We start from the raw sequence: 6,964 nt of genomic DNA on the forward strand, positions 1-6,964 counted from the left end.
GGCCTCCCCGGGGTCACCCCGTGACCGGGGACTCCGCGGTGCAACCGCCGGCGGTCACCAGGCCCTTGGCGCTCTGCTCCTCGATCACCTTGCCCTTGTAGGTGATCTTGCAGGCGACCTGGGCGCCTTCGGGGTCCGCGGCGACCGGCATGACCGCCGCGGGCATGATGCCGCGCAGCTCGACCGTCTTCGTCCAGGGCAGCTTGGGCTTCGACACCGACTCGATCTTCGGCGCCGTGGCCTTGCCCCCACCCCCGTGGAACTCGATCAAGTCGACGTTCTTCCCCGTCACCTCATAGGTGACCTCGTACGTCTCGTCCACAGCCTTGTCGACCTGGTCGACCGCCTCGGAACAGGAACTGAGGCCGAACGCGAGGCCGGCGACGGCGACGGAACAGACGGCCGCGCGAATGGTGCGACACATAGGGATCCCCCCGGATCATGAAAGTCGAGCCCGCAGCGAACCGCAAAGAGAAAGTAAAGTCAAACTGTTATGTGACCCAACGAATTGGCTTCCAGACGCGGTGTCAATTGTCCGGCTCCGAAGGGCGCGGCATGCTGCCCGAATGCCCCTGAAGACGATCCCTCCGCTCTCCCGCCGCACCCTGCTGGGTGCGCTCGGTTCCGGCGCGGTGCTCGGCGGACTCGCCGGGTGCGGTGTGCCGGCCGCGTATGTGCGGCCCGGCGACCGGGCCGCCGCTGATCTCTCCGCCACCGATCGACGGCTGATCTGGGCGAACTGGCCGCTGTACATCGACACCGACGACGAGAACCAGGCGCGGCGACCGACCCTGGAGGGCTTCGAGAAGCGCACGGGCGTATCGGTGGACTACGTCGAGGAGATCAACGACAACGACGAGTTCTTCGGCAAGGTCAGTCCCGCGCTGATGAACCATCAGTCCACCGGCCGCGATCTGATCGTCATCAGTGACTGGATGTGCGCGCGGTTCGTGCGGCTCGGCTGGGTACAGGAGATGGACCGGGCGCGGCAGCCCAACGTGACCAAGTACCTGGACCCGCAGTTGCGTTCGCCGGCCTTCGATCCCGGCCGTAAGTCCACGGTGCCGTGGCAGTCCGGGATCACCGGGATCGCGTACAACCGCCGCAGGACCGGCCGGGAGATACGGCAGGTCTCCGATCTGTGGGCGAGCGACCTGAAGGGCCGGGTCACGCTGCTGTCCGGTTTGGACGAGGCGTTCGCGCTGCTGATGCAAGGCAACGGCGTCGACACCACCCAGTGGACGGCCGACGACTTCCACACGGTCTGCGACCAGGTGGAGGAGCAGGTGAGCCGGGGACAGATCCGGCGCTTCACCGGCAACGACTACATCAAGGATCTGTCGAGCGGGGACGTCCTGGCCTGTCAGGCGTACTCCGGCGATGTGATCCAGCTTCAGGCGGACGACCCGGACATCGAGTTCGTCGTCCCTGAAGGGGGCGCCGAGCTGTGGGCCGAGTCGCTGATGATCCCCAACCTCGCCCGCCACAAGACGAATGCCGAGCGGCTGATCGACTACTACTACGACCCCGAGGTCGCCGCCGAACTCGCCGCCTGGGTCAACTACGTCTGCCCCGTCCCGGCCGCCCCGTCGATCGCGCCCTCCGCCTCAGCCAGACCGGACGAGTTTCGCTCCTGACGGGCTTTCGGTGCCCTTCCTGGCGCGATGTCAACTGACAGGCGTGGAACGCAGTTTGGTGCTTGGGCGCTCTCCACAACCGCTTCCGGCCGTGACGTCGGGAGGCGGTAGGCTCGGTCTTGATCAGTCGTCTCGTGCCTGGGAGGAAGCATCCATGACGAAGGGCCCGTTCGTCGCCATGACCGCCGCGACCGCTGCGCTGGGGACTGCGCTTGGTTCCCTCGCGCTTCAGCTGCGCGCGGACGGCTACGAGCAGTACGTCGAATCGGTAGCCACCTTCAGCGTCCTGATGTACGTCACCGCTGCTCTGGTTGTGGTGACATGGGTCCGCGACGGCCGACCGCACGCGAACTGATGTGGTGCGGCCGCGTCAGCGCGGGAGTTCGGGCGCCGGCTCGATAACGTCGGCCCAGACCCGATCGAGGGTGCCAGGGGAAAGCCGCGCCAACGCTCGTGTGTGCCATCGAAGACTGAGCGGAGCAGGCGCTCAGTTGCAGTCACTCATTGCTGCTGAGCAGCCGCTGCTTTCTCTTCTTCCCAATGCAGCACGAGGAAGAGTGCGAGGAGGAGATCGTCGGACAGCGCCTTGCCCTCGCCTGGCAGCCGGACTCGACGGGGGCGGGTGCCGAGCCGGTCGTAGAAGATCTCGAGAGGGCCGATGGCCCGCACTCGGCCGCCGAGCTGGTCGTATCTCAGTTCATGAGGGCCGATGGACCGCAGGCTAGACGCGAGCTTCGTGTGTGTGCAGCTCCACTGGCCCACAGTGCGAGGCAGACCGGCCCACCGGCTGTAGGTGATCTCTGCGGCGCCCACGGAGCGCAGACGCGTGCCGAGTCGGTCGTATTCGAGCGTCCATGAACCGAGGGTCCGAGGCCGGCTTCCCCACTGGTCATAGGTGATCACCGCATCGCCGATGCCGCGCAGCCGGGCACCGAGCATGTCATAGGTCAGCTCGAGATCCATGTGCCGCCTCACTCACGCGATGGACGCCACGGTGGCCGGGCTGGCAGTGCGGTGCCCCCGGCGAGTCCAGCCGGGTACCGGCTCCAGCTTCACACGTCTGTTGACCTCCCGCACCACGGCAATCCAAAGGACTGGATGCGGACGAGGTCTATCCAGTTGGCTCTACTGACGCGGCCGATGGAGACTTCGCCCAGGTCGCTGCGAACGGAGACCCGCGCGAGTGCCTGGCGGCCACGCTGCACGAGTTGGAGGATGAAGAGGGTCGATCCGGACGCCATCGTCACGGTGGAGGGTGTGCACCATCATTTCGTCAGTCTGCGTGAGGCAGTCCAGCACATCTTGGCCTTCGCGACCGACCCTCCTGGAGAATCGGGTTCTGCTGGTCGCCGCATACTGCCGCACCAAGTTGGCGCTGCGACAGCTTGCTTTCTTTCGGTATCTCCAAGTCGGCCGGCGACCGCAAACTGCGCGGCGGAACTGGTGCGGATGCGCCGGGCGCTCGCCAGCCCTGAGGTGAACGCCGGTGACGAAACTGCGTCCAGTTCCCGCAAGGACGGTGAAGAAACCAGGCAGATCGGCCGCGTGTTCTTCGAATTGCCGGGCACAAGGAGCGACGGAGGTTGATAACTATGGTTCCCCTGCTTCTCGTCCTGCTTCTTGCGCTGATCCTCTTCGGCGCGGGATTCGCGCTGAAGGCACTGTGGTGGATCGCCGTCATCGTGCTGGTCGTCTGGCTGCTGGGCTTCGTGATGCGCAGTGCGGGCACAGGCGGCCGCAAGGGCCGCTGGTATCGCTGGTGACCCACTTATCAGGAGTCAGCCTGTGGGCCCCGGGAACCCCCGGGGCCCACAGGCATGTGCCGTTTCCAGAGAACCCGCATAACCCCAGCTCAGGCCCACCTCACTCCACCAACCCTCCGTTCGCGACCAACTAACACCCCCTGGGCGGCAGAGGAGGTCGAGGTGCCTGCGGTGTCCGGTTGGTCTGGTGTGTGCTGGGCACTTGGCTGTGAACCGACGCGGGGGCCCGGAGGTGTGGTGTGGCGGTACGGCATCGTCTGATCAAGGTGAGTCCGCAGACCGTATGGGACGTCCTCGCCGACGGCGGCCGGTATGCGGAGTGGGTGGTGGGGACCTCGGCCTCCGAGCCGGTGCGCGGGCAGTGGCCGCAGACGGGCTCGGCGATCGGCTACGAGGTTCGCATCGGGCCATGGCGGCTGACCAACGAGACGGTGGTCCGGCACTGCGAGGAAGGCTCCAAGCTGGGCCTGGAGGCTCGGGCAGGACTTCTGGGGACGGCACGGATCGCCATCCAGCTCCTCCCCTGGGGCGAGCACTGCCTGGTGATCGTGGACGAGCACCCCCTGCAGGGAGCCAGCGGGCGGCTCCACAACGTGGGAGTGGAGGCGCTGATCCAGCTCCGGCACCGCGCGATGCTGGCCCGGCTCGCCCGGGTCTGCCAGACACAGGAAGCCGAGGCCGGCCGGCCCCCGAGCTTCCAGCAGCGGCGCAGCGCGGCGGCCCGCAGTGGCGGTGGCGGCCATGCCTGACGCCGTGGTGATCGGGGCCGGACCCAACGGGCTGGTGGCAGCCAACCTGCTGGCCGATGCCGGGTGGAGCGTGGAGGTGCTCGAGGAGCAGCCCGACGCCGGTGGCGCGGTGCGCCACAACAGAGGTGTCGACCCGGAATTCGTCAGCGATCTCTTCAGCTCCTTCTATCCTCTGGCTGCCGCCTCACCTGTGCTGGACCGCCTGTGCCTGGGGGATTACGGGCTGCGCTGGAGCCATGCGCCCCGTGTGCTGGCCCACCCCCTCAGCGACGGGAAGTGTGCCGTGCTGGCCCGGGGAGTCGATGCCACCGCCGAATCCCTCGACATGTTCCACCCGGGTGACGGGGACGCCTGGAGGCGTCTGCACAGAACGTGGGAGCGTCTTGGTCCCGACCTTCTGGGCGCCCTGTTCACCCCCTTCCCGCCGGTGCGCGCCTCCGCCCGCCTCGCCCTGCGGCTCAAGGCGGCCGGAGGCTTGCGGATGGCCCGCACCCTGGTCCTGCCGGTGCGCCGCATGGGCGAAGAGGAGTTTCGCGGTGAGGGCGGCAAACTCCTGCTCGCGGGGAACGCACTGCACGCCGACCTCGCACCGGAAGCCGCGGGCAGCGGAGGCTTCGGCTGGCTGATGTCCATGCTCGGCCAGACCTACGGCTTCCCCGTGCCGGTCGGCGGCTCCGGAGCTCTCACCGACGCTCTCGTACGCCGACTGCGGGCGCATGGCGGCACCCTGCGCTGCGGACAGCGCGTCCGCCGGGTCGTCGTGCGCGAGAGGCGAGCCGTAGGTGTCACCACCGCCGACGGCGAGACGGTGGCCGCACGTCGCGCCGTCCTGGCCGATGTGTCCGCGTCGGCCCTGTACGGCGAGCTCGTCGAGGCGGATCACCTCCCGTCTCAACTGGCGACCGACCTGAAGCGTTTCCAGTGGGACTTCGCCACGTTCAAGGTCGACTGGGCGTGCGACGGTCCCGTGCCCTGGCAGGCCGAAGCAGCCGCGCAGGCCGGAACCGTCCATCTGGCCGACGGGATGGACGAGCTCACCCGCTTCGCGGCCCAGATCGCCATGGGCCAGGTACCGGACCGCCCGTTCGCCCTCTTCGGCCAGATGACGACGGCCGACCCCTCCCGCTCGCCCCGGGGGACCGAAGCCGCATGGGCTTATACGCACGTGCCGCACGTCATCAAGTCCGACGCCGGTGATGAGGGCCTGACCGGCGCCTGGAGCAGCAGGGAGCAGGAAGTGATGGCCGACCGGATCGAACGCCAGGTCGAGCGGTTCGCTCCCGGTTTCCGCTCCCGTATCCGCGCGCGACGCGTTCTGGCCCCGCCCACGCTCCAGTCGCTCGACACAAATCTGCACGGAGGCGCCATCAACGGCGGCACCGCGGCCCTGCACCAGCAACTCGTGTTCCGCCCCGTCCCCGGCACCGGCCGTCCCGAGACACCCGTCGGCCATCTCTATCTCGCCTCCGCCTCCGCACATCCGGGTGGCGGGGTCCATGGAGCCCCAGGAGCCAACGCCGCCCGAGCGGCTCTGCACCGGTACCGGCTTGCCGGCCTCCACCGCGCCCAGCGCGTCTTCACCCACCGGGATCGCACCGGGCGAAAAGCCCCGTCGCCCGCTGACGGCCTCTGAACGGAAAGATCATGGACACTCATCGGGACGGACCGGACCTGGCCCACCAGCGCCCTGAGGGCGTCAGTGACGAGACGGTGGAAGCGCTCGGTGCGCTGTCCAAGGCGCTGGAGATCACCGAACGCGCCAGAGGCCATCTCTACAGCTTCCACCAGATGACCGGCGGTGCAGACCTCCAACTCGACCAAGCCGTCGAGCTGTTGCGCAAGGCCGGACACCCCGAGTGGGCCGACAGGGTGGAGTCGGAGATCCTGGGCCGGAACGTCATCCCGGGGCACTGGACCTTCCAGATCGTCGAGGCGTACGACGCCACCTACCACCGGCCGTTCACGCGCCTGAACCGTGAAGCCGTGAACCAATTGGCTCAAGGGCGCGACCACCTCTACGAGGCGGAGATGAAAGAGGCACGCCGCACCGCCGGCCGCCCCGACCACACCGCCCGCCCGGCCGGAGCACCCCTGGAATGAGCACGGCACACCAGGAGGGACCCGCCGTGGACGGCAGCCCCGTCAAGGACCGCACCGTCGTGGTGACAGGAGCAGCACTGGCGCACGCACTCGCCCGCAAAGGTGCACGGCTGGCCCTGCTGGACCACGACGAAACCGCACTCGAGGCAACGGCCGCCGCGCTGCCGGGCGCGCCGCCGGCCCTGCGGGTCGACGTCACCGACGGCACCGCCCTCGCCGATGCCGCCGAGGTTCTCCGCAGGCGTCTGGGGCCGCCGTCCGTCGTCGTAGCCAACGCGGACATCGCCGAAGGCGGCCCCTTCACCCAAAGCGACCCCGCCACATGGCAACGCGTCATCGACGTGAACCTCGTTGGCATCGATCGGCGCCGCCCTCATGATGAGCGAGCGCGTACTGCGCCTCCAAAGCCGGCGTGGAAGCCTTCACGCCGGCCTGCTGGGTGCCGGTGGCCGCGCCGACAGCACGGCTGCGGCGGGCCGACGCCAGCTTCGGTAGTCGTCGCGTGCGGAGCAGAAGTTGCGGGCGGGCCTCTGGCCGTCGGTGGACGGCGGCTCAGGAGGCGGCAGCGTCGTCGACCGTTTCCCGAACCTCCAGGATGCTGTCGACTCCGGTGATCTCACAGAGCCGCTGAAGCTGTGGCGACGGCGCGACCACACGCAGGGTGCCCGCCTGGTGGGTAAGGATCAGCAGATTCAGAAGCGTCGAGTCCGCGAAG

10 protein-coding genes are annotated in these 6,964 nt (G+C 68.4%); 8 read left to right on the plus strand and 2 right to left on the minus strand.

Translation table 11 applies throughout. From position 1 onward, the window contains the following. Positions 1-13: 13 nt before the first annotated feature. Complete coding sequence (locus ACFTZL_RS38050) at positions 14-424, minus strand: MmpS family transport accessory protein (RefSeq protein ID WP_382592939.1); 411 nt, start codon at positions 422-424, stop codon at positions 14-16. 142 nt (positions 425-566) lie between these two features. Between ACFTZL_RS38050 and ACFTZL_RS38055 the strand changes: the two genes are divergently transcribed. After that, a complete protein-coding gene (locus ACFTZL_RS38055) occupies positions 567-1,637 on the plus strand; it encodes a spermidine/putrescine ABC transporter substrate-binding protein (protein WP_382592942.1) in 1,071 nt (356 codons plus the stop codon). Between the two features lie 154 nt (positions 1,638-1,791). Then, the gene (locus tag ACFTZL_RS38060) at positions 1,792-1,992 is read left to right on the plus strand and encodes an SCO3870 family protein (protein WP_193483185.1); all 201 of its coding nucleotides are present in this window, start codon (positions 1,792-1,794) and stop codon (positions 1,990-1,992) included. Positions 1,993-2,138: 146 nt separating this feature from the next. Here the strand turns inward: ACFTZL_RS38060 and ACFTZL_RS38065 are convergent, their stop codons facing one another. Beyond that, positions 2,139-2,600, minus strand: coding sequence for a hypothetical protein (locus tag ACFTZL_RS38065; RefSeq protein ID WP_382592946.1), 462 nt, complete (start codon positions 2,598-2,600; stop codon positions 2,139-2,141). Between the two features lie 252 nt (positions 2,601-2,852). Here ACFTZL_RS38065 and ACFTZL_RS38070 point away from each other — a divergent pair, with 252 nt between their 5' ends. The 6 genes from ACFTZL_RS38070 to ACFTZL_RS38095 all read left to right on the plus strand — a co-directional run bounded on the left by ACFTZL_RS38070 (position 2,853) and on the right by ACFTZL_RS38095 (position 6,863). Continuing rightward, positions 2,853-3,224: a hypothetical protein gene (locus ACFTZL_RS38070; RefSeq protein WP_382592949.1), complete on the plus strand. Its 372-nt coding sequence runs from the start codon at positions 2,853-2,855 to the stop codon at positions 3,222-3,224. A 5-nt stretch (positions 3,225-3,229) separates the two neighbouring features. Then, positions 3,230-3,400, plus strand: a complete 171-nt coding sequence (locus ACFTZL_RS38075) for a hypothetical protein (protein ID WP_020131495.1) — start codon at positions 3,230-3,232, stop codon at positions 3,398-3,400. Positions 3,401-3,639: 239 nt separating this feature from the next. Next, on the plus strand, positions 3,640-4,149 hold the full coding sequence (locus tag ACFTZL_RS38080; protein ID WP_382592952.1) for an SRPBCC family protein: 510 nt from the start codon (positions 3,640-3,642) through the stop codon (positions 4,147-4,149). Next, complete coding sequence (locus tag ACFTZL_RS38085; protein ID WP_382592955.1) at positions 4,142-5,782, plus strand: phytoene desaturase family protein; 1,641 nt, start codon at positions 4,142-4,144, stop codon at positions 5,780-5,782. Before ACFTZL_RS38080 ends, ACFTZL_RS38085 begins: the two co-directional genes overlap by 8 nt. 11 nt (positions 5,783-5,793) lie before the next feature. Beyond that, complete coding sequence (locus tag ACFTZL_RS38090; protein WP_382592958.1) at positions 5,794-6,249, plus strand: hypothetical protein; 456 nt, start codon at positions 5,794-5,796, stop codon at positions 6,247-6,249. Further along, positions 6,246-6,863 carry an SDR family oxidoreductase gene (locus tag ACFTZL_RS38095; RefSeq protein WP_382592961.1) on the plus strand — a complete coding sequence of 206 codons (618 nt, stop codon included), beginning with the start codon at positions 6,246-6,248 and terminating at the stop codon, positions 6,861-6,863. Before ACFTZL_RS38090 ends, ACFTZL_RS38095 begins: the two co-directional genes overlap by 4 nt. Positions 6,864-6,964 lie beyond the last annotated feature (101 nt).

Origin of the sequence: Streptomyces sp. NPDC056948, from assembly GCF_042674225.1 — a bacterium.
Classification (GTDB): Bacteria; Actinomycetota; Actinomycetes; order Streptomycetales; family Streptomycetaceae; genus Streptomyces; species Streptomyces purpurascens.

Bases quoted from the DNA above. Each gene is read 5' to 3' on its own strand.
- ACFTZL_RS38050 (WP_382592939.1), bottom strand. From the start codon at position 424: ATGTGTCGCACCATTCGCGCGGCCGTCTGTTCCGTCGCCGTCGCCGGC.
- ACFTZL_RS38055 (WP_382592942.1), top strand. From the start codon at position 567: ATGCCCCTGAAGACGATCCCTCCGCTCTCCCGCCGCACCCTGCTGGGT.
- ACFTZL_RS38060 (WP_193483185.1), top strand. From the start codon at position 1,792: ATGACGAAGGGCCCGTTCGTCGCCATGACCGCCGCGACCGCTGCGCTG.
- ACFTZL_RS38065 (WP_382592946.1), bottom strand. From the start codon at position 2,600: ATGGATCTCGAGCTGACCTATGACATGCTCGGTGCCCGGCTGCGCGGC.
- ACFTZL_RS38070 (WP_382592949.1), top strand. From the start codon at position 2,853: ATGAAGAGGGTCGATCCGGACGCCATCGTCACGGTGGAGGGTGTGCAC.
- ACFTZL_RS38075 (WP_020131495.1), top strand. From the start codon at position 3,230: ATGGTTCCCCTGCTTCTCGTCCTGCTTCTTGCGCTGATCCTCTTCGGC.
- ACFTZL_RS38085 (WP_382592955.1), top strand. From the start codon at position 4,142: ATGCCTGACGCCGTGGTGATCGGGGCCGGACCCAACGGGCTGGTGGCA.
- ACFTZL_RS38090 (WP_382592958.1), top strand. From the start codon at position 5,794: ATGGACACTCATCGGGACGGACCGGACCTGGCCCACCAGCGCCCTGAG.
- ACFTZL_RS38095 (WP_382592961.1), top strand. From the start codon at position 6,246: ATGAGCACGGCACACCAGGAGGGACCCGCCGTGGACGGCAGCCCCGTC.